Source organism: Sphingobacterium sp. UDSM-2020 (genome assembly GCF_016132525.1).
Classification (GTDB): Bacteria; Bacteroidota; Bacteroidia; order Sphingobacteriales; family Sphingobacteriaceae; genus Sphingobacterium; species Sphingobacterium anhuiense.
In genome coordinates this window covers 4302164-4324332 of sequence record NZ_CP066166.1, presented here as the reverse complement: position 1 = coordinate 4324332, position 22169 = coordinate 4302164, and the positions used below count along the sequence as shown (strand labels likewise).

Sequence of the window (22169 nt, the reverse complement as noted above, 5' to 3'; positions counted from 1 at the left end):
TTTGTCTACCTTATCTGTTAAAGTGATTTTCGATCTACCAGCTCAGTCGGTACAATCATTTTTACAGGGACCCGCTGTGAAACAAATTTTGCAGCTTCTTGACCTATCGTATGAAAACTGGTGGAAAATGTTGTAATCCCCCCGCTGATGATTTCTTTGATGACATCATCATTATGAGAAAGAATCCCCAGGTCCTTTCCTAATCTCCATTTCTTTTGCAAAATATCTTTCAGCATCAGGTACAGTTCTGGATTGTGAATCGTAAAATAAAGCGTATCCTTTTCCAAATTACCGGGCTTATATTGTTTTTCAATATGCCCCTTTATTTGATACTTATCCAAAAATTTCAGAAATGCATTTTTGATTTCATTGGGTTCTGCTGTATTTTCTCTAAAATAAAAAATAATTTCTTTATACTTTTTTATTTTAAGATACAGCTGTTCAAAAACTTTATAAGTAGAGTTCTCAAATTCTTGAGCTATGTACGAATACTCCTCGCCTAGATCCAATAAACGATCAATTATTAAAAGCTTTGAAGGAGATATGGACCTTAGTAGCTGGACCGAAGCTTTATTTTCAATCGGAGCTACAATATAAACCGTATATTTTCCCTGGATACGATTAAAAATATCCTCAAAAGTCTCCATATTATTATGGTGGAAAAATAAATCGATGGATACTTCTTCTGGAAGATTTGCACGCAATTCCGATACTAACGTATCTTGAAATGTATCATAAGCATACAACACGACAGCCACTTTTTGTTTCATCTGGGTGTTATTACTTACGACAAAATATCCTTTTCTATTTTTAGACTCAACAACTCCATGCGCTATAAGATCCCGGTATGCCTTTGAAAAAGTTTCTCTGGCATATCCGAGGTAATGTATCATATTATTGACTGATGGAAGACTGGAATGCACTTCTAGCTCATTTGCATCGATAGCATCCAGCACTCCTTGAACAATACACTCATGTTTAGAAAGTGTATTTAATGATTCTAACCGTTTTATCCGCGCGATTAAAGTTGCACTATTTTCTTCTTTGGATATTTTCATATATAAATACTAAATAGGAGTTAAAGGGTGATTCTAAAAAGTTTACCGCCTCCTTCATTAAATGCAATTGGCAAATCAGATTTTATGTTCTGCTTTGTTTTGGTAAATAATTCTTCTGCTACATACTGTTGCGCAGGATTCAAACCTAAAGGTGTGAAATCCACAGCAACATGTTGCTTTTCATTGCTAAAATTAAAAATAGCAACATAAAGATACTTACCCGATTTCTTAAAATAGCATTGGTTTGCAGATTTTCCCTCCACAAATCCAGCTGGTCTAAAACTTTTACCATCTGCTATGACCTTTAATATTTCTGAATCTTGGAGATAAACATTCATGTTTTTTTGCCAATTTTCTTTCTTCGACAAATCATCGCCAAGGATAATCGTACCTGCAACAATACCGGAAAGTAATCTTGCCTTGTTTACATTTTCCGGTTCGTCATGAAAGACCAGGTGATCAGCATCAATAAAATCATACAGATACGTTTGCCACCAACCGTAGCTCACACTGTTCAGTGTATACTCAGTCTGGTCAAGCGTTTTCCATGCATCGCATGCTATGCGTCTCATATGAGCAAATTGATTCGTTGCTAATGATGGAGAGATCGCCGCATAAATGAGCATTTTGCCTTTCAAGACATCTACCAGATGTTTCATTCCAACAGCATAGGCTTGCATTCCCGTAGACGTATTTTTATCATAAAACCCTGTCGACTCAATAGCAGCATGTGACAAGAAGTCTATTTTAATCATCTTGAATCCGCACGCAACCAGTTTGCCCAATATGACATCCATACGTGCCAATGTACCCGGATGCGTAGGATCCAAAGCACGTCCACCATCCAAGTTGTGATAGCCACTTTTCGTTTTGGTCCACATATCACCAAATTTATAAGAACTTCCCTCCGCTGTTCGGTTAGGTCCACTGCCATGTCCCCAATCGGTAAAAGGAGCCCAGTATACACCTGGTTTAAGACCCAAAGAGTCACAATAATGTACAAATTTTTCAAGTTGACTATAATCTCCCGACATACCTCCTGGTGTCATATTGTCCCAAAAAGAATCTAAATCAATAAAAGCATCACCGTCTGCATTGCGAAAATGAGGAATATCTTTTTCAAAATATTGTGCTGTAGCGGTAGCATTCTGAAAATTAATTTTTTCCTGAATCACGCCCCAACTGTTCCAACCAACAGGCGTAGCAGCTGTCCACTGCTGTACATAAGGTGTTTGTAGTTGGCGATGGATCTTTGCATAGTCCTCCATTCCAACACGCCAATCTTTCACATAAGAAATCAAATACTTCGGCGAAATAATACGATTGCCTTTTATAAACCCGTGTCCCATAGAATCTCGGGTAATATTAACATCCGTAAATCCTGTTTTTATTGCAAGAAAATCATAATTATTTTGATTTCCTCCAATGGATATACCCGATTTCCAGACAGACTGGTCTAAGGAACCGATAACCAATCCATGATTACTATTCTTATCATAAACAACACCCACTTCAGCGCTTACTTTATTTGTTTTTGAAAGGGACTCATTTTCATAAGAAATAAAAGTATCATTATCAAAAGGTACAGCAACTTGATATAATGCTTTACCAAGTCCACTTATATTCGCCTGCATATATAAAGGAGACATATCATTACTTGCTATGTTTTTTCCGTTAATTTCCAATTGAACTAAAATAATCGGTTTCTGGTCGTATAGAAAAAAATGTTGCTTCATCTCTATACCGGAATTAGTTTTTGAAGATACCGTATACTGTTTCCCTTTTCCTAAAGCATCAGCAACAACTTGTTCACTTATTTTTGAAACTCCGTTCAGATTTTCAGAACTGACACGCGTGCCATCTGAAAGAACTGCATAAGAAACAGCATCTTTTATAATCAAATTATTATTTTGGGACACACTATATTTCCCTGTTCCTCGGTCGTATTTAAATACCAGTTCATTTTTTTTTACTTCAAATATTTGAGCCTGTACCTGAAGCGAAGTGGCGAGTATTAAAAATATTCCTAAAATTTTTTTCATAATTTATATCATCTATTATTGTAATGTGATTTGAAAAGCATCAATTTTCATATAATGATCAGGTTGAAAATTAAGCAGCATTCCCATATTGACCGTTACTTTCTCTTTAATATCAAAATAAATTCCATCAGATTTCACTTCTGTATACAATAGTGCATCATTAATCTGTTCCCAATCGGGGATAGTTTTATTCGATTTACTGATTACCAGATATGCAGGAGGTTGATCATAATTTGTTGCTGACAAAGTACAGAAAAATCTGTATTTTCCAGGAAGAAGTGTAACCTGTTGTTCAATTTTACCATTTACAATAGCAGGAGCTCCCCATCCAGCTTCCACATTGACCACTCCCCCATCATCAGAAGCAAAACCACCAAAACCATTGTGATTTTTCATACTTGAATTTGTTATCCAATCATTCAGCGTACCCCATCGGTTTCCATCATAAGCAACAGATGTAAAAGGTTTCTTAAAGTTTTTTAAATACCAGGCCGTAATATCTCCCTTGGGTATTAACTTCGTGGGCTGTACCACGAAAGTATCGATCGCATTACTATCCGGTCTAAAAATAGTCTGATAAGACAGTTCACTATAAAGTGCGTAATGAGAAAGAAGTATTTGTGCATTCTGGGATTTTGTTTTCACTAAAGTATCGATCATCTTTCCATCATCTTTTTTGTACTTGATACGCATAGCGTCAGCTCCCATAGTAGCGGCAACATCCTGTGTTACCAATTGCAACTGCTGACCTGCAACAAAATTTTGTTGCACTACAGAACGCTGAAATAATCCTTCGCGATATCGCTCGCCATAGATTGATCCCACCAGATTTGTTGGTATCGATAATCTTCCTTGAGGATCTAATGTTCTGACTTCAAAATTCATCGGTCCTTCAGGCAGGTTTTCGATCAAGCAACGAACGGTATCATTTGCGTTCTTCAGCTGAACCGGAAATCGCATGGAGTCTTGTTTACTGTTCCAATAGACACGGATTTCGGAGATTCCTGTACTCACCCGGAAAACACCCTCAATCTGTACCCTATATTTACCTGATCGGACTTTAATGGAATCTAATTTCGCAGGATAAATTTGCTCTTGGCCATTTGTGTACTTGGTAAAATCATCCATTTTAGAACAGGATGCCAACATCCAAGCACCAAATAAGGATAGTACGAATATATATAGTTTCATATTCTTTATTTTTTTAAATTATCAATAAACACCCCAGACCTGTACTTGAGCGATCTGCATAAAATAACTACCTCTCCAATTGCGAAGATTTCTAATCCTTAAATATTTATATTTAGGTGCATCTTCTGGAAGGTCAAATGACCAGCCCGCTATACCATAGACTTCGTCTGCATTGGTATTTGTGCCTGATGGTGTTCCAGAAGGTTTTCGAACTGTGCAAGTTGCCAATTTGGTCCAAGACTCCCAAGAACCATCTAAATTTGGATTATTACTTGCCCAAACTTCAAAATCACGGAGATTCCCCTTATCATAGAATCCGTTCTCTCTCCTCGGGAACACGACAATCCGACTCATCTTTGCTTCTTTTCCGACCGAGAAAGTTAAAGACTGCGGAGTACCGGCACTTTCTACTGTATAAAGAGAAGGCCATCTTGAAGGATTCATATTACCATCCCACATACTTTCAACTGTACCATATAAAACTTGAGCATCACCCGGCAAACGCAATGAACTGAACTGCTGACGATCAAAAAGATTTTCTTCCAGCGGTTTCAACGTTTTATAGAGCGTATCTGATGTATTGAGCCATCGGTCACGAATGTAAAATGCGAATTTCATTTCCTTCGATTTTAATCCGCGTATATTGTAAAGTATTACTGAATCTTGACTATAATAATTATCCAAAGGAAGGAACTCCCCATTATTTAGAGAATCCACCATAGGAACAATAACAATATTTCCTTTTTCCTTATTGATAGAAGTGATGCGAACACCACCAAATGTTTCAACAACCTTTAACTGACCGTATACGAGATCAAAAATTGGCGTTTTTGGTTCAACGGTAACGTCAACGGGGTCAGATGCAATTTCAGCTTTACTGACAGCATATAGTTTAACAACATGCTTCTGTGTATCGGGAAATCCATCAATAAGAATTTCATTTTTGTACTGCGATGATTTAACGACGCGGTTTTCGCCATTGGCCATTTGATAAGTTGCCTTGACATAAAGCAAATTATCGCTTTCTGGTAAAGAATAACGAATCGTGGCATTACCAAAACCGTTGGTCACGGATACGTTTGTGATAACACCCGGTTTAGCTTGATCATCTTCCAGCAGGTTCCAACCTTTTTCCTCTTTACAGCCACTTACAGCAAATAGTAAGGCTATCAAGAGCACTATATTTTTGACATATATTAAATTTTTCATAATTTCTTCAGATTTAAAATCATACTACCATCCTGGATTTTGTACTAAATTGGGATTAACAAGCAGGTTATTTTCGCGGATTGGCCAGAAATAATCACGCGGTGCCACAAAACGCTGCTGAAAGAAAGTAAGTTCTTTATAGAACAATTCGGGATGGTCCTTATCTTGGTTTCGATCCCAGCCGGTTATATTCTTATTCAGTTCCTGCGCCGCGAGCTTCCATCTTTTTAAATCCCAATATCTTGAGCCTTCAAAGCTCATCTCTATATTTCGTTCGCGTTGGATGATCAGTCGCAAACCGTCTTTTGTATTTGGTTTATTACTATTAAATGAATATTGACTCCAAGATTCTTTAACACCTTTCAATCCCGCTCTAGCTCGAATTTTATCCAAATACAAAAAAACATCTTCAGCAGGACCCTGACTTTCATTCAAAGCCTCTGCATACATCAGATAAAGGTCTGCCAGTCTTAATATTGGCCAAGGGTATTCCTCTATATGAGAGCTGTTGCCATCCTTAAAAGCAAATTTCCAGTTAACAAGTTTCTTTGGGTAGTATGTCGTGATGGGGATGGAAATCCCACTTCCGAATAACCCTAAGCGTAGTTGAGTTGTCCATGTATTTTCGTCACTACGGCTCGGACTATTTTCCATAAACCATACGCCTCCATCAAATCCAACATTTGCATAAAAGCGATTTTCACGGTCAAAGTGCAGACGTGCCGTCTGGTAATTTTCAATATTATTGAACCGTTCACTATGGTTACCTCTCCGAAGCTGATTTTTATTAGAAAAATCTAAGGTTTTATCCTCTTCTATAGGCACACCATTACTCGTATAAAACTGTTCAATTATTTTTATTGTAGGTGCTAAAGTACCATGAACACTATTATTTCCAGAATTATTAGGATCAATATGTGCCATTGAAGAATACTGCATCTGCCAAGCACGAGAAGTTGGATTAGCCCAAATGGTTTCTTTATTCCATTTTTCAGTCACAGCATTTCTGATGCTCATCTGCGTTATTGTGGTATCTGACAAAGGGAATACCGTTCCTGGAAATTTATACAAACCAATTCCTAAACTCTCACAGGCTACAATTGCTTCTTTTGCAGCCTGTGCTGCCTTTTGCCATTTCTCGATTTGAAAACTCTGATTAAAAAATAGACTGCCATCGACATTTCTAAAATTGGCAAAATCTTTATTACCGTTAAATAAAGGGCTAGCCGCATACAAAAGTACCTTGGCTTTTATTCCCATAGCAATAGGTTTGGTAATACGACCTAAATCAGTAACAGGCGATTGTACGGTATTGGGAAGCTTGACTATAGCATCATCCAATACTTTAACAATATAATCAACAACTTCATCGATCGATTGACGTTTGACTTTAGCAGCTTCTATAGACGTGTTTACATCTAAGTTGACATCCATAATCGGAAATGGGCCATAATGGCGCATCAACATAAAATGATAATAAGCTTTTAGGAACAAGACCTCTCCCTCCCAGGTCGTTCTTTCATCTTGGGTTAAGTCCCGTACCTTTTCCGGATTGCGTATGTTTTCCAAAAAAATATTACAGTCACGAATCCCATTAAACATTGCGCCATCCCAATAATTGACATAGGGGTTCGTGACATTCTGGTTACCTCTGGCAATATTCCAGTTCGTCCCATCAATACTGAGTGTCGGATAGTCTAACCAAAACTCATCTCCAGCCATATAAGCCGGGTTACGCGTCGGATCACCATCATGAGGCAAATAAGAATAACAGGTTGCTAAATATTTAATGGCCTCGCTTCGCATCGTAAAAGCATTATCAATAGTTGCAACGTTGTCGGGTACAACATCTAAATAACTACAAGATTGAAGAAACAATACCCCTGACACAATCACTGATTTTAATATAGTTAACTTTTTCATGATACATTTCTTTTTTAAAATCCAATATTAATACCCACATTATAAACTGCTTGCACTGGGTATCCTAAGCCCTCACCACCCATTTCCGGATCCCACATTTTAAATTTGCTCCATACTGCGAGATTCATCGCATTGACATAAAAGCGAACATTTGACATCTTTAGTCTGGTCAGAAACTTATCCGATACATTATAACCCAGCTCAACAGATTTTAGGCGCAGAAAAGCACCATTGCGCATCCACCATGTTGAAAACTGATTGTTGTTATTATTAAAACCATCCGTCAACCGAGGCCAGAATGCACGAGTATCTTGATTGTCCTCGGACCAGTAACTGTTCGCCACTTCTTGTAACAGTCCATTTTGATAAGGCCCATTTATAGCAAATGGTGTTATGTTACCCGGATCAATAAAAAATGAAGACCGTGCAGAACCCTGTAAAAATGCACTTATATCAAATCCTTTAAAACCAACTGAAAATCCCATACCATAGATGATTTCCGGATCGGTAGGATAACCAATTGGCACTTTATCCAGATCTGTTATTTTACCATCGCCATTTACATCTCTGTATTTGATATCACCTCCCATTGTTCTAAAAGCACCACCAAAGTTTTGCAATGGCGAATTTTCGGCTTCCATATCGTCAACAAATAATCTTTCTGCAATTAATCCATATCCCTGCTTTATCGGAAGTCCTAAATGTGTGAGGTAACTGAGATTATCAGGATAATTAGGCTCTTCATTGACCAATAATTTGTTAGTGGCATACGTCATATTTCCCCTTAACTGTGTCCACCACGTGTTTTCAAAAGATTTATTGTAATCTAATGCTAGATCAAATCCCCTACTTTGCACTTTACCTAAGTTGGCATGGATATTTGCCTGAAAACCAGTAGTCGAAGGAATATTAGAACGCACCATTAAGATATTAGTCCGTTTTGAATCATAATAATCAAACACGACACCTAAACCGTTTTTTAAGTTCAGATCAAATCCGGCATCAAATGTTGTTGCTTTTTCCCAGGTAATATCACGATTCTCGTAACGCGATATAGAATAGCCTGGTCTAGAATAATCCCAGTTGTTTCCCCATGAATATCCCTTACCGCTATTGTTTGGATTGACCTGAGACAGGTAAAAGAACCGGTCATTTTCATCTCCAATCTGATCATTACCAACCAAACCATATGTGGCCCTAAATTTCAATCTCGAGACAGAAGAAGTCATAAAATCAAACATTTTTTCTTCATGCAGATTCCAACCTACACCAAATGATGGAAAAAATCCAAACCGATGATCTTTAGAAAAACGCTCCGATCCGTTATAACCGAAATTAAACTCGAAAAGGTATTTATTCTTAAAGGCGTATGTACCACGTCCCGATACACCAAGGTTTCGTGCGGGCAAAGAAGCTTGCAGATCTCCTCCATTTGCTGTTTGATAATTCCGAATAATACCTATCAACATCCCGGTTAGATCATGATCTTCACCTATCGTACGGTTATAGTTAAGAGCAAACTCTCCATAGGTAGTCGTATTCAATATTTTATTACCTTGATTATAATCTAAATATTCTGTCCCTTCATTTTCATTCAGCAGACTTAATATCGAATTATCAGTTCCCGGTATCTTGACTAAATTATAGTAAAACGGTTTGAAACTTCTCATAACGGAGAAATAAGAGTAGCGTTGCGTGTAAGCCATTAATCTCGCGGACAAACCTTTTGTCAGAAAGTCAAAGTTTTGCTTTAGTTCAAGTTGTACATTAACAGTTGAACTATTGTACTCCTGAAAACCATTTACCATATTAGCATATGGGTTATTATACAAGGTCTTAGTTGTTGGAATATAATTATTACCAAATAACGGATGTGTCGAATAAGGCAAATAAGACGACGGATAGATGGCTGGAAACATCACCGGATTAGACCAAATCGCTTCGCGAAAGACACGTTGACCGCCGTTGATCAAATTACCCCATTTATCATATCCACCTAATGGACCGGTATAATCATCAAATTGAGCAGATGTACGAATAATCCCTGTCGTTGTAGGCGTAATATTAAGCGTAATATTTGAACGTAGCGAGTAATTCTTTAAATTAATATTATTATCAAAACTATTCCCTTGTTCCGTTTTTAAAATCCCTTTATCACTATTTAAAGTACCTGCAACATAGTATTGCGCTAAATTTCCACCACCAGACACGTTAAAATTAAAACGTTGATTATTGGTGTGATCTTTTATTAATTGATCTATCCAATTATTGTTCGGATATAGAAGTGGATCGTCACCATTTTCAGTATGGTCAATTTTATTTTGACTATAAGGAAGTGTACCTCTAGGATCGCGCGTTAAGACAGCCTCATTGGCCATCTTCATGTAAGTAATATTATCTGCAAATTTAAAATTACGCGTGTTGGTCGAGATTGAATTTTCAAATCGTGCATTAAATTTAGCCTTTCCTACGATACCACTTTTTGTATTGACAAGCACAACCCCATTTGCACCTCTAGCTCCATATAATGCTGAAGCTGCGGCATCTTTCAAAACTGAAAACCCGGCAATATCATCTGGTTGCAACCTTGCTAATGCTGTTGTATTAGATTCCATTCCGTCAATCAGGATCAGTGGATCCTTTTTTCCTGCTCCAAATGATCCAACACCTCTGATGAAAAAAGATGCATTGTCATTACCGGGCTCACCACTTCGCTGGTAAGCGATCAAACCGGCAACACGCCCCGCTAACATAGAAGTCAAATTGGAAGTGGGACCTTTAATTTCTTTGGGATTGATCGAAGTGATCGAAGCAACCATACTGGTTTTCTTTTGCGTGCCATAGGCAACAACAGTCACTTCATCCAAACTAGAACTCGAAGATGCGAGATAAATGGTTAACCTAGTTTGATTTTCAACTTTAACGGATTTACTTTCAAATCCGACCGAAGTAAATTGCAAAACATCGCCAATATGCGCTTCTTTAATTAAAAATTGCCCTTGCGAATCTGTGGATACTAATGCTTTTTTTCCTTTTATTGCAATGGTAACATTTGAAATTGGCAATTGACTCACACTATCCAGTACGATACCTTTTAATTCAAATGATGGTGATTGACCCCATGCAAGGTTAGAAATGAGTAAGAAAAAAAAGACAATACCTAATCTGTGCCATTTACAGAATTGATGATACAAATAATCGTTCATAATTAGTTATTATTTTATAGTTGGTTTATGAGATGAAGTAGCACAGGAGTCTATACTATTCTATCCTACTACAATAGTATAAACAAATTTTCATATCTCCAAACATTTTTATTTCTTATTACTCTTCGAAAAGGATTTAATTGACTTAAAATGCGACAGGTTTTGATTGCTATTTTTTATAGGGACATAAAAAACACAGGTATTGAGAAGTAAATAATATTATAAATAATTTACATCAAATCAGAAATACGATCTATTATTTTGATAAGGGTTAATTTGAGTTACCCTTTATTTTTAAGTGAAATCATTGCTCAGAAATAGAATAGCAATAAGATTAGTGAGGTCAGTTTATTCAAATTTCAGCTCTGCGTGTTCCCATTGGGAGTACACGTTGAGCTGTTATCGCAAAAACTTCCTGTTCTTTAGTAACTTCGATTAGAGACAATCCTGTAAACAAACTAAAAGCAGGTAAAAGTGCCGCCGTATCATCAAAGACAAAACAAGGTAATTTTATCCGTTGTCGGGCCTTCCCTTTTAACAAGATACCTGGATGTATATGTCCTGAAAATATAAACTTCCCCCGATCTGGTGCATCTTTTCTATTATGAACAAAACAAAACTCACCCAGTTCATAGTAATCTGAAAACAGTTTTATGGCGAGTTCCTCATAGAATAGAACGGATAATCTTTCATGATTTCCCTTCACTAGAATAATCTCTAATGATGCATACTTCTTTCTCCATTCACGAAATGTTTCCAGATCCAGATTATGATCGTGATGGAACATATCACCTGTTACCAATAAGGTTTTGGGATTATAAACTTCCAATAGTTTATCCAGACGCAGCATATCGGTATCGGACACCTGTTTAGGAATCTGTAATCCCTCCTTCCTAAAATGTCCGGATTTACCTAAATGAATATCACTGATGACCAGCATGTGATATGCCGGTATATAGAGAGCCCGGTCTTTATCCATGATGATCGTTTTTCCTCTTTTTATAATTCTGTACATCTTAATCCAAGTTTTTAAACACTGCGGCCTTCATCTTTTCAATTCGTGCTTCGAGTTCTTCAGAACTCATGCTCTCCCGCATACTATCCACTTTGATCGGGAAAGAAAATGGAGTAAAACGCTCTGCCCACTTTAAAACGATGGTACTTTGCTGTATTCTATTCAGCGCATGCAACAAACGTGGCTCTTCGAGCTGATAATGAAAGTTTTCATCATAAGCCTGACGCAATAAGAGATTTTTGGGATCATAGGATTCAAAAACATCAAAGAACAAAGCGGAAGAAGATTGAATCTGCTTATTCTTTAAATATTTACCGGGATAACCCTGAAATACCAGTCCCGAAATACAGGCAATATCTCTAAACTTCCTCTTTGCCATCTCCGTGGCATTGATACTGGCACTAATATCTGCGCTTAGGTTATCGGGAGAAAAAACGTCATAGACAATAGCATCATCCATCGGTATTTCTTGATCACTCAGCAATTCAAAACCATAATCATTCATCGCTATTGAAAAAGTAATAGGTATCAATCTTGAAATTCGGTAGGCTATAAGTGCCGCCATAACCTCATGTACCAATCGCCCTTCAAATGGATAAGCAAAAAGATGATATCCTTCTTTCGTATGTATTAATTCTACTAGAAACTCATCCGCCCTAGGTACATGTGTAATCGATTCCTGCAATTCGAATAAGGGTTTCATCACCTTAAGCTCTTCCTCTTCATGTTCTCCGACCAATACCTGACTGTATTTCTGACGCAGGATAGCACCTAAATTAGAACTCAAGGGCAATCTGCCCCCCAGCCAGCTTGGTGTTATGGTTTTTTTATGCTGACTTCTTTTAACAAGCACAAGCATATCTCTGACCATTACAAACTCCAAACTTCTACCTGCGAGATTAAAACGGTCACCCGGTTTTAGTTTTGACACAAAATACTCTTCAACCATACCCACATAACCTCCGGTCATAAATTTAACCTTCAGCATAGCATCGCTCACAATAGTACCTATATGCAAGCGGTGACGCATTGCGATCTGCCTATTGGTTACTTTCCATAAGCCATCTGTTTCGTCGAACACCACTTTGTGAAATTCAGGATAAGCCTGCAGACTTGAGCCTCCTTGTGTAATAAACTGCATACACCAGTCAAACTCTTCAGCCAACAATTCAGAAAAGGCATAGGTATTCTTAACCTCCTCAAAAATTATTTTATTATCAAATCCATTTCCTACAGCTAAAGTTACCAAGTATTGCAACAAAACATCAAAAGGCAAGATAAAAGGTTCTCTACTTTCAATCTGCTGTGTTTTAGCCGCTGTTTTAATCGCAGCGACTTCTAGCAGTTCGAGCGCATGGGTCGGCATAAAATAGATCTTTGACGTTTCAAAGGGTGAGTGTCCACTTCTTCCGGCACGTTGTAAAAAACGTGCTACACCCTTTGGTGACCCTACTTGCACCACAGTATCAACCGGTTTAAAATCCACGCCCAAATCAAGAGATGAGGTACAGATCACAACTTTCAATACTCCCGTGTGCAATGCTTCTTCAATCCAGTTGCGTAATTCATAATCTATCGAACCATGATGTATCGCCATCTGACCCGCAAAATCGGGATGGATCTTCAGTAAATGCTGAAACCAGATCTCTGCCTGACTTCGGGTGTTCGTGAAAACCAAGGTCGTTTTGCTCTTTTTGATAACAGGAACTAATTTATCGGCCAATTTTATCCCCAGATGCCCGGCCCAAGGTAACATTTCGATGGTATCAGGGATAATTGATTGAATCTGGATCTTCTTTTCAGTTGCTGCTTTTACAATTATTTTCAACACTTGATGATCAGGTTGCAAAACCGCTAAAGCCTCTTCGAGGTTACCGATTGTCGCCGAAATTCCCCAGATGCGAAGCGTCCTGTTTTCTCTAAAACTTACCATACCTTTGATTCGGGATAGCGCCAGCTCAACCATGACACCTCTTTTAGTGCCTAATAATTCATGCCATTCATCTGCAACTATGCAGGTTAGATCATCAAAGATATTATCGTTATTTTTCTGAGCCAGAAGTAAATGTAAGCTTTCTGGTGTGATCAATAATACTTGTGGCATGGCTCGTTTTTGTTTCTGCTTTTCAGATACTGAAGTATCGCCGTTCCGCACGCCGACCCTCCAGTCAACATCAAGCTGAAATAAAGCTTCTTCCATCGCACGTGCCAGATCTTTGGCCAATGAACGTAATGGTGTGATCCAGATTACACGCAAGCCCAATTTCCCTTTTCTTTTACTTCCATTGCCCTCCTCATTCAGATAAGCAATGATGGGTGCCAGAAAGACAGAATAGGTTTTACCAAATCCGGTAGGTGCGTTGACTAAACCACTATATCCCTCCAAGTAAGATGCCCATGTCTCTTCTTGAAAGGGAAATGGTTTTCTTTTCCGGGTTTTCAACCATTTCACAACTTTTTGATAGCCTACCGTTTTTTTCATCTTTCACTATCCCTCATAGTTGATTCTAATAGTATCTGCAGATCTTCCAGCGTATTGATGTCATCTACTTTTTTATCTCTTCTCCAGCGCACAATTCGGGGGAAACGTAGCGCAAGCCCTGCTTTATGACGCTTACTAACTGCTATTCCTTCAAAAGCAATCTCAAATACCAGTTCTGGTTTTACAGTCCGTACAGGGCCAAATTTCTCTATGGCATTTTTGACCACAAAACTATTGACCTCTTTAATCTCTTTATCCGTCAAACCTGAATAAGCTTTCGCGATCGTAATAAACTGATCTCCGTCGCGTACTGCAAAAGTATAGTCTGTAAAAAAATTAGCTCTTCTCCCGCTTCCTTTTTGCGCATAAATCATCACCACATCTATGGTAAAAGGTTCTATTTTCCATTTCCACCAATCTCCTCTCTTTCTACCGCTATGATACAAAGAATCCTGACGTTTCAGCATAATGCCTTCACTATTCAGTTCGCGAGACTTTTTCCGTTCTACAACTAAATTTTCCCAAGAATCAAAAGGAACAATCGGAGCCGTCAAAATTGTCTCCGCTATTGGCAATAACTTTTCGAGCACAGCCCTTCTTTTATGGAGCGGTTCAGCTCTATAATCCATACCGCCATATTCCAATACATCATAGGCATAGAAGGCGACAGGAGCCTCATCCAGTTGCTTTTTATTGATTGTTTTTCTATTGAGCCGTTGCTGTAAAGTACTAAACGATAATACTTCGCCTTCACGTACAGCCAATATTTCACCATCGATTACGGTACCGTTTGGCAGACCAGATAAAGCAACGTGCAATTCTGGAAACTGGTCTGTTACCAGTTCTTCCCCACGTGACCAGATAAATAATTCATCATTCCGCTTAATAATCTGCCCTCTGATTCCATCCCATTTCCACTCTGCCTGCCAATTATCCACCGATCCTAACTCATGGACAGGCACATCGATCGGATATGCCAGACAAAAAGGATAAGGCCAGGAACTATCAGTATTAACATGCAAACCACCTATCAAGTCACCAAAAGAAATTTTCTCAGGATCCCATTTTCCCATAATGCTATGCGTGATGTGATTGGTATCCAGACCTGATAATTTTGCAAGCGCGTGAATTAAATTTTTAGATGAGATACCGATACGAAAATTACCTGATATCAGCTTATTAAACACAAATCTTTCTTGCGTACTCAGTTTTTCCCAAGCGTTGAAAACAAATTCCTTTTTATCTTCATTGCTACTATCCGACAAGTTCTTCAAAGCCAATATCCATTGATGCAATGGAATATCGGATGTGGATGTAGAAGGAGGCAAAAGCAAAGCAATCGTTTCACTCAAGTCGCCAACATTGTGATAACTTTCTACAAACAACCAGGTGGGTAATCCAGTGATCTCGGTGATCCACTCTTTCAACAAGTTAGTACTGATCGTTCTTTTAGGCTTCTTGCCCGTAAACAAAGCAATAACCCAAATTTTATCGGCGTCCTCCGCTTCAGAAAAATAGTCAACCAAAGCAGTTAATTTATCATTAGTTTTATTACTCTGTTCGAGTCTGGAAATTAAACGGCTAAACTTTCTCAAAGATCACCCCCTTTCTCCGCTACCGCTTCTTCATCCTCAATGCCAAATTGTGTTGTCACGGCTTCAGCTGGTATTCCCTGCTCGGTCAAATAGCGGGAAAAGACCGATGTAAAACCATGCGTTACATAAACCTTTTCAGCTTCAGTTGCTTTTATGGCCGTGATCAATCCATTCCAATCGGCATGATCGCTCAGTGCAAATCCCGCATCAGCGCTCTGCCATCTTCGATGCGAACGCACCTGCATCCATCCTGAACAGATACCAACAGCAGCACCCTGCAAACTTTTGATCCACTTGCTATCTCGCATGACCGGTGGAACAATTAAAATACCCCCTTGTAGCTCATCCCTGCTCATATCCGCTGTTATTGTTTTGTAGGGAGGCAATGTAACTCCGGCCTGTTCAATAGCTACATTGAGTCGACCAATACTATTATGCACGTAGATCGGCAGATATCCTGCTAGGTTATGCAATAAACGCTGCGCTTTCCCCAAGCTGTAAGCAATAAGCACGGTCGTTTTATTATTTTCTTTATTTTGTGCTGCCCAATGCTTGATATCGTCAAATAGGACATCTTGAGGCAACCAGTTGTATACAGGAAGTCCAAATGTACTTTCAGAAACAAACGTATGGCATTTAATCGGTTCAAAAGCCGTACTAATGCCATCAAATTCTACTTTATAATCTCCAGAAATTACACAGATTTCACCTTTATATTCAAGACGAACCTGAGCAGAGCCAATCACATGTCCAGCAGGATGAAAAGAAATCTGAACACCATTTCTAAAAACTTTCTCCCCATATGCCATTGATTCGACAACCAGATCCTCGCTTATACGACATTTGATAATCGCCTTTGTCAAATGGTGGCACAGATAGTATTTATTGCCCCAGCGCACGTGGTCTGCATGTCCATGCGTGGTTACAGCATAATCTACCGGCAACCAGGGGTCCACGTAAAAATCACCTTGTTTACAATAAATACCGCGATTAGTAAAAGTTATCAATCCCATATATTTCTAATAACAAGCATGCCGCGAATTAGTTTACATCGCATATTGATGAGCAACTATTCAAACTATTTGTCCACGAAATTGTTTACTAGATATACGATCTACTTAATTTAAGCAAAGAATAATATGGAAATAGAATATGTATTGGAAGAAAAAGGTGGACCAGTTCTAGCGTTAGCTATACATGATGGACATCAGATTGCCCCACAACTATCACCTATCATGAGTCTTTCAGAATCCGAACGATTACGAGAGGAGGATCCTTACACGGGTATGCTGACAGATCTAGACACTAATCGGCTGATTATTAAAACCTCCAGATTCCAAGTAGACCTTAATAGACCTATTCAAGATTCCGTATATCTACGCCCTGATCAGGCATGGGGGCTTAATGTATGGAAGCAACCTCCTACTAAGACAATCTTAGCACAACTCAAACAATCTTATCATTATATTCAAAAAGTTCTTTCGGGAATGATTGAAAAAAGCATTCAGCAAAATGGGTATTTTATCATTTATGATATCCATAGTTACAATGCTAAACGATCGGGTCCTGATGAAACAGTCGACACCTACGCAAATCCAGAGATAAATATTGGAACGATCAACAATAAAGGTATTTGGAGGCCTTTGATCGACTCATTTGTAAAATACTTGAAAGAACACAATATAAATGAAAACCAGATCGACGTACGTGAGAACGTCAAATTTTCAGGTGGTTATCTTTCCAAATGGGTCACCAGTAAATATGGTCAGAAAGGATGTGTACTTTCTATTGAGTTTCGTAAAGACTTTATGAATGAATGGACAGGAACTCCTAATCTTGATCATATCGAGTCATTAAAAAAACTATTACGATCTTCTGTATCGTATATCAAAAACAGCTACCAAAGTCACTATGGATCAAAGTAAAGCGATTACGAAAGCAGTTACATCCATCATACAAAAAGAGCCCGTTCATATACAGTTTTCGAAAGATAGTAAACTTGTTCTCAAACGCATCATTCCGCTACTTTTGGTTTATCGGATCCCTGTAGAAGGCAAAGATCAGATGATATCCACTTTGGTTAAATCGGAATCTTGTTCTTTAGTAGGCAAATCATCAGATCTGGATTTCAATGCGGTGATCACGCCAATAATAAGACAGCTTATAGATGAATTTGGTGCATGTCAATTGATTGAAATCTGGCAGGATAAAGAGATGGATACAGACGTCGCCATCCATATTTCACAGAAATCAGCACTTCCTATTGCTCAAAAATTTATCAAAGATTTAGAATCAGATGAACAGAATATGTTCTTGTCTACTGCTATAAAAAAAGAGACAAAGTCACCAAAAAATAGAGATATAACTCCTATTATCAATCCATTGGCAGAGGAATTTAAACAATTACTTTACATGGGTATTGCACTGAAACCGCATTATAATGATGTCTCAACTGGAAAGGTATATCCGCTCATTCTGCGCAATTATCGGGAAATATTTACAAAAAGTTTACGCAAGAGTTTTCTTGAATTTATCAGACTATATACATCATTAAAGGTATCACAGTTCAGGATGCTCAAGACAACTGAACTGCAACCCCTTATTATGGAAATCGATCAGAATTTAGCTTCTGAAAGTCAGAAATTCGACTTTTTGCTCTTAGTCAGTCCTTTAAATACCCGTGAAGCATGGTTACAATTTAAGAAAGATAAATTTTTAAAATCACCAAAATTTAGATATAGACCCATGCCAATAGATCCGGAGCTGGTGAAACGCAATCTTTATAATCTACGTATTGAAGATATTGATGATCCGACTATCGCTTATCTTTTTAGAGATAAACGTAAGGAACTTGATGCTATGATGACCATGCTGATTGATCGTGGCAATGAAGGCTTTATGCACGGCAGCCTCCAAGTATTCGGAAATGTCAATGACAATTTACTGGAGACCGCAAAGGCTATTCTACTGGTATACGAACAACACAGCAAGAAGCCGGCACCTCCAAAAAAAATGATCAATGCAACCGAATTCGCCAAATTGGCAAAGGAAGAGCTTCATTATCTCAGACAACAATTTCCTTCACTGGAGACCGGCGTCCGGATCCGCGAAGATATCACAGGCATCATGGTCAACCGAGGTGTATTGAACATCAGCAAATATTATGAGGTTGAAGCGAGCAGGGCCATTGCCCTCATACAGCATGAAGTAGGTACCCACATTGTTACCTATTTCAATGGCAAGTCGCAGCCATTTAAACTGTTCAGCCTGGGTGTACCCGGTTATGAGCAATTGCAGGAAGGACTTGCTGTATTCTCCGAATACATGGTCAACGAGCTTAGCGGAGACCGTCTAAGGATTATAGCTGCACGTGTAGTGGCAGTACACCATATGCTAGCAGGGCATAATTTCAGCGATACCTTCTTCTTATTGGTAGATCATTATCATTTCACAGAAGAAATAGCCTTTCATATCTGCACCAGAGTATACCGCGGTGGTGGCTTAACAAAAGATGCTCTCTATCTAAAAGGCCTCATGAGCATCATTACCTATATCCGTGAGGGAAGAGAGCTCTCTCCTTTGCTCATTGGTAAAATCCGGGAAGACTATATCCCCATTGTTGAAGAATTAACACAAAGAGGATTATTAAACAATCCGATCCTAAAACCACGCTATCTGGCAGAACCTTATTTACAGAACTTAGAAAAAATCAAATCAGGAGACAATATTTTCAACCTTTCAAATCATTAAAAGCACTTTCCTATATGAAAATCGCATTCATCATCAATCAGACACACAAAGAAAAGGCCAGTTTCACAACAACATTGTTAGCTTACAAAGCGCTCCTACGTGGCCACTCCGTCTATTACATCGGTCTTGCTGATTTTGTTTACCTGGATCAGGATAAAATAGCCGCTCATGCCCGTGCTGTACATCAGATCGATGGTATAGCAGATACCGATCAATTGATTGATAAATTACGGTCTACCGCCAAGGAAAAAATATCGTTACGGGAGCTAGATATTATTTGGCTGCGATTTGACCCCGTTCTTGACATGATCAATAGGCCTTGGGCAGCATCTATGGGATTACAGTTTGCTCAGCTCGCACAAAATCTTGGTGTACGCGTACTTAATAATCCACGCGCTCTCGTTGATGCGGAAAATAAACTTTACCTCGAAAACTTTCCCGAAGAAATCCGTCCCCACACGATCGTGACGCGAAATTACGATGACGTGAAGCGGTTTTTTGAAGAGCAAAGCAATAAAATCATCCTGAAACCTTTAAAGGGTTCGGGGGGAAAAAATGTCTTCCTAGTCAATGAGCAGGAAAGTAAAAACCTCAAACAGATTGTTGAGGTGATCTGTCGCGACGGTTATTTAATCGCTCAGGAATATTTGCCCGATGCACAATATGGCGATATCCGTTTTTTCCTACTCAATGGGAAACCCCTGCTCGTTAATGGAAAATACGCCAGTGTGCACAGAGTACAATCAGCGGGAGAATTGAGGAGCAATATCCACCAGGGAGCCAAAGCCCAAGTTGCTGAGATCAGTCAAGCACTACTGCAAATGGTACAGAAAGTGGCCGACAAACTGATGCAGGACGGGATGTATTTCGTAGGACTGGATATTATCGGTGACAAAATAATGGAAATCAACGTTTTTAGTCCTGGCGCATTGCTACAGGCATCAGAACTTAATGGTGAAGATTATGCTACTGCTATCATCAAGGATCTGGAAGAAACAACAATCAAAAAATAAGGTAGTACAGCATTCCTATTGAAACAAGGCATCACATGTGATGCCTTGTTTTTTCAATAGGATGTGTACCAAAAGGTTCGAATAAATTTATCCCTTTCAATCGTTGTCTTCAAAAATTATTCTATATCTTAAACCCATATTTAATAGCATTCAGAAGAAAACATCACAGTGGAACAGCTCAATCGATTTGATCGCATACTAGCAATATTAATTCAACTTCAATCCAAAAAAACGGTCAAAGCACAAGAACTAGCAAGCCGTTTTGAAGTCAGTTTACGGACCATCTACCGTGACGTTAGAAGCCTGACTGCGGCAGGCATTCCAATCATTGGTGAAGCAGGATTAGGTTACGAACTGGTTGAGGGTTATAAGATTCCTCCAATGATGTTCACAAAAGCAGAAATCACGAGTTTTGTAGCCGCTGAGAAGCTGGTGTTTAAATTTATCGATAAGGAAATGAAAGATCATTTCTCTTCGGCCATCTATAAGCTGAAGGCGATTATACGGAGTTCCGATAAGGATTGGATGGAAACTATTGATAAACATGTGGTCATGAAATCTATTTCGCATAATCAGCTGAGCTCAGCACTTCCCAATACTTTGACGACTCTATTTCAATGCATCGCCCAGAAAAATGTATTGGAAATTAGCTATCAGGCTACCTATCAGCAAGAACCTAGCGTACGTGACATAGAACCCATCGGTGTGTTTCATGAAAGTAATTATTGGTACATCTATGCTTTCTGTTTGGTAAGAAACGATTATAGACAGTTCCGTACAGATCGCATCTCTAACATTAGAATATTGGATCAATTACAATTTAAACAACATCCTGATCTTGAACAATATCTCGCAGAACGAGAAAAGGAAGCTAATTTTACGCGCGTAGTACTTCATGTCGATCCACAATTTGCGCATTATCTACATTGGGAACGTAAATATTTTGGTTTTAAAAAAGAAAGCCTGAATGATGGTATGGTCGAAATGGTATTTGATGTCAAAAATGCTGACATGGGATTCGCACGCTGGTATATGATGTTCGGTGACCGTGCAGACATTATTAGCCCCCAATCTTTAAAAGACACGGTAAGGTCCTTACTGAAATCTCAGGCAGAACGACTGGCATAAAAAAACCTCCAGAGAGCAGCTTGCTCCTTGGAGGTCGTAAGTTTTAGCGGTATTAACGCTCCCAAAAGAATGGAGGCTCAATCCCCAAACTTCTCAAATAAACATATCCTTGCGCTCGGTGATGAATCTCATTATCGATAAAATATAAAATATTTTCAATGACAGGAAACTCATATTGACCGAACAAATTAAATGTCTCGTGAAAATTTTCTTCTTTAAGTTGCCCCCATAAGTGCTTAAGCTCTTCCGTATGCTGATCCCACACTTCTAAAATGGCAGCCTTGCTTGTATACTTATTTGCTTCAGCATATGCTTCCACCTGTCTATTGACTATGCCCGTTAAACCGGGAACAGCAATCGATATCAGTTCATTTGCCAATTCACCAAATGTACGCATACCCGGCACAGCATAAGTGAAAAGCTCTGCTTCAGGAAACTTCTCGATCGTTCTTCTAGTCAGGTTTCTATGACCTAACCAATGTTTCAATAATTCTTCTTTGGTAATAACTGCTGCTGTATTCATATCGCTTTATTTTTAATTGATAAATCAAAATTAC

15 protein-coding genes are annotated in these 22169 nt (G+C 38.6%); 4 read left to right on the top strand and 11 right to left on the bottom strand.

The annotated features are described in order from the left end of the window. Positions 1–17 precede the first annotated feature (17 nt). The 10 genes from JAZ75_RS18120 to JAZ75_RS18075 form a co-directional block, all read right to left on the bottom strand. Positions 18–1058 (bottom strand): GntR family transcriptional regulator, encoded by a 1041-nt coding sequence (locus JAZ75_RS18120; protein WP_208697272.1) that lies wholly within the window; start codon positions 1056–1058, stop codon positions 18–20. A 20-nt stretch (positions 1059–1078) separates the two neighbouring features. Beyond that, positions 1079–3100: an alpha-galactosidase gene (locus JAZ75_RS18115; RefSeq protein ID WP_208697270.1), complete on the bottom strand. Its 2022-nt coding sequence runs from the start codon at positions 3098–3100 to the stop codon at positions 1079–1081. Positions 3101–3115: 15 nt separating this feature from the next. Continuing rightward, a complete protein-coding gene (locus JAZ75_RS18110; protein WP_084825391.1) occupies positions 3116–4291 on the bottom strand; it encodes a DUF4998 domain-containing protein in 1176 nt (391 codons plus the stop codon). A 21-nt stretch (positions 4292–4312) separates the two neighbouring features. Continuing rightward, on the bottom strand, positions 4313–5500 hold the full coding sequence (locus tag JAZ75_RS18105; RefSeq protein ID WP_132767644.1) for a DUF5000 domain-containing lipoprotein: 1188 nt from the start codon (positions 5498–5500) through the stop codon (positions 4313–4315). A gap of 24 nt (positions 5501–5524) precedes the next feature. Continuing rightward, complete coding sequence (locus JAZ75_RS18100) at positions 5525–7423, bottom strand: RagB/SusD family nutrient uptake outer membrane protein (protein ID WP_208697269.1); 1899 nt, start codon at positions 7421–7423, stop codon at positions 5525–5527. Positions 7424–7437: 14 nt separating this feature from the next. Continuing rightward, positions 7438–10629 (bottom strand): SusC/RagA family TonB-linked outer membrane protein, encoded by a 3192-nt coding sequence (locus JAZ75_RS18095; protein WP_208697267.1) that lies wholly within the window; start codon positions 10627–10629, stop codon positions 7438–7440. Between the two features lie 352 nt (positions 10630–10981). Next, positions 10982–11644: a ligase-associated DNA damage response endonuclease PdeM gene (gene pdeM, locus JAZ75_RS18090; RefSeq protein ID WP_208697265.1), complete on the bottom strand. Its 663-nt coding sequence runs from the start codon at positions 11642–11644 to the stop codon at positions 10982–10984. Position 11645: 1 nt separating this feature from the next. Continuing rightward, complete coding sequence (locus JAZ75_RS18085; protein WP_208697264.1) at positions 11646–14126, bottom strand: ligase-associated DNA damage response DEXH box helicase; 2481 nt, start codon at positions 14124–14126, stop codon at positions 11646–11648. Continuing rightward, a complete protein-coding gene (locus JAZ75_RS18080) occupies positions 14123–15721 on the bottom strand; it encodes an ATP-dependent DNA ligase (RefSeq protein WP_132767634.1) in 1599 nt (532 codons plus the stop codon). The genes JAZ75_RS18085 and JAZ75_RS18080 overlap by 4 nt, the downstream gene beginning before the upstream one ends. Further along, a complete protein-coding gene (locus tag JAZ75_RS18075) occupies positions 15718–16734 on the bottom strand; it encodes a ligase-associated DNA damage response exonuclease (protein ID WP_132767633.1) in 1017 nt (338 codons plus the stop codon). Before JAZ75_RS18075 ends, JAZ75_RS18080 begins: the two co-directional genes overlap by 4 nt. Positions 16735–16860: 126 nt before the next feature. Here JAZ75_RS18075 and JAZ75_RS18070 point away from each other — a divergent pair, with 126 nt between their 5' ends. The 4 genes from JAZ75_RS18070 to JAZ75_RS18055 all read left to right on the top strand — a co-directional run bounded on the left by JAZ75_RS18070 (position 16861) and on the right by JAZ75_RS18055 (position 21612). Next, complete coding sequence (locus tag JAZ75_RS18070; RefSeq protein WP_021191141.1) at positions 16861–17646, top strand: N-formylglutamate amidohydrolase; 786 nt, start codon at positions 16861–16863, stop codon at positions 17644–17646. Next, complete coding sequence (locus JAZ75_RS18065; RefSeq protein WP_208697262.1) at positions 17633–19471, top strand: flavohemoglobin expression-modulating QEGLA motif protein; 1839 nt, start codon at positions 17633–17635, stop codon at positions 19469–19471. The genes JAZ75_RS18070 and JAZ75_RS18065 overlap by 14 nt, the downstream gene beginning before the upstream one ends. Before the next feature lie 14 nt (positions 19472–19485). Then, on the top strand, positions 19486–20484 hold the full coding sequence (locus JAZ75_RS18060; RefSeq protein WP_208697259.1) for an ATP-grasp domain-containing protein: 999 nt from the start codon (positions 19486–19488) through the stop codon (positions 20482–20484). 168 nt (positions 20485–20652) lie between these two features. Beyond that, complete coding sequence (locus JAZ75_RS18055; RefSeq protein ID WP_206368235.1) at positions 20653–21612, top strand: helix-turn-helix transcriptional regulator; 960 nt, start codon at positions 20653–20655, stop codon at positions 21610–21612. A 52-nt stretch (positions 21613–21664) separates the two neighbouring features. Here the strand turns inward: JAZ75_RS18055 and JAZ75_RS18050 are convergent, their stop codons facing one another. Beyond that, the gene (locus JAZ75_RS18050) at positions 21665–22135 is read right to left on the bottom strand and encodes a DinB family protein (protein WP_208697257.1); all 471 of its coding nucleotides are present in this window, start codon (positions 22133–22135) and stop codon (positions 21665–21667) included. Positions 22136–22169 lie beyond the last annotated feature (34 nt).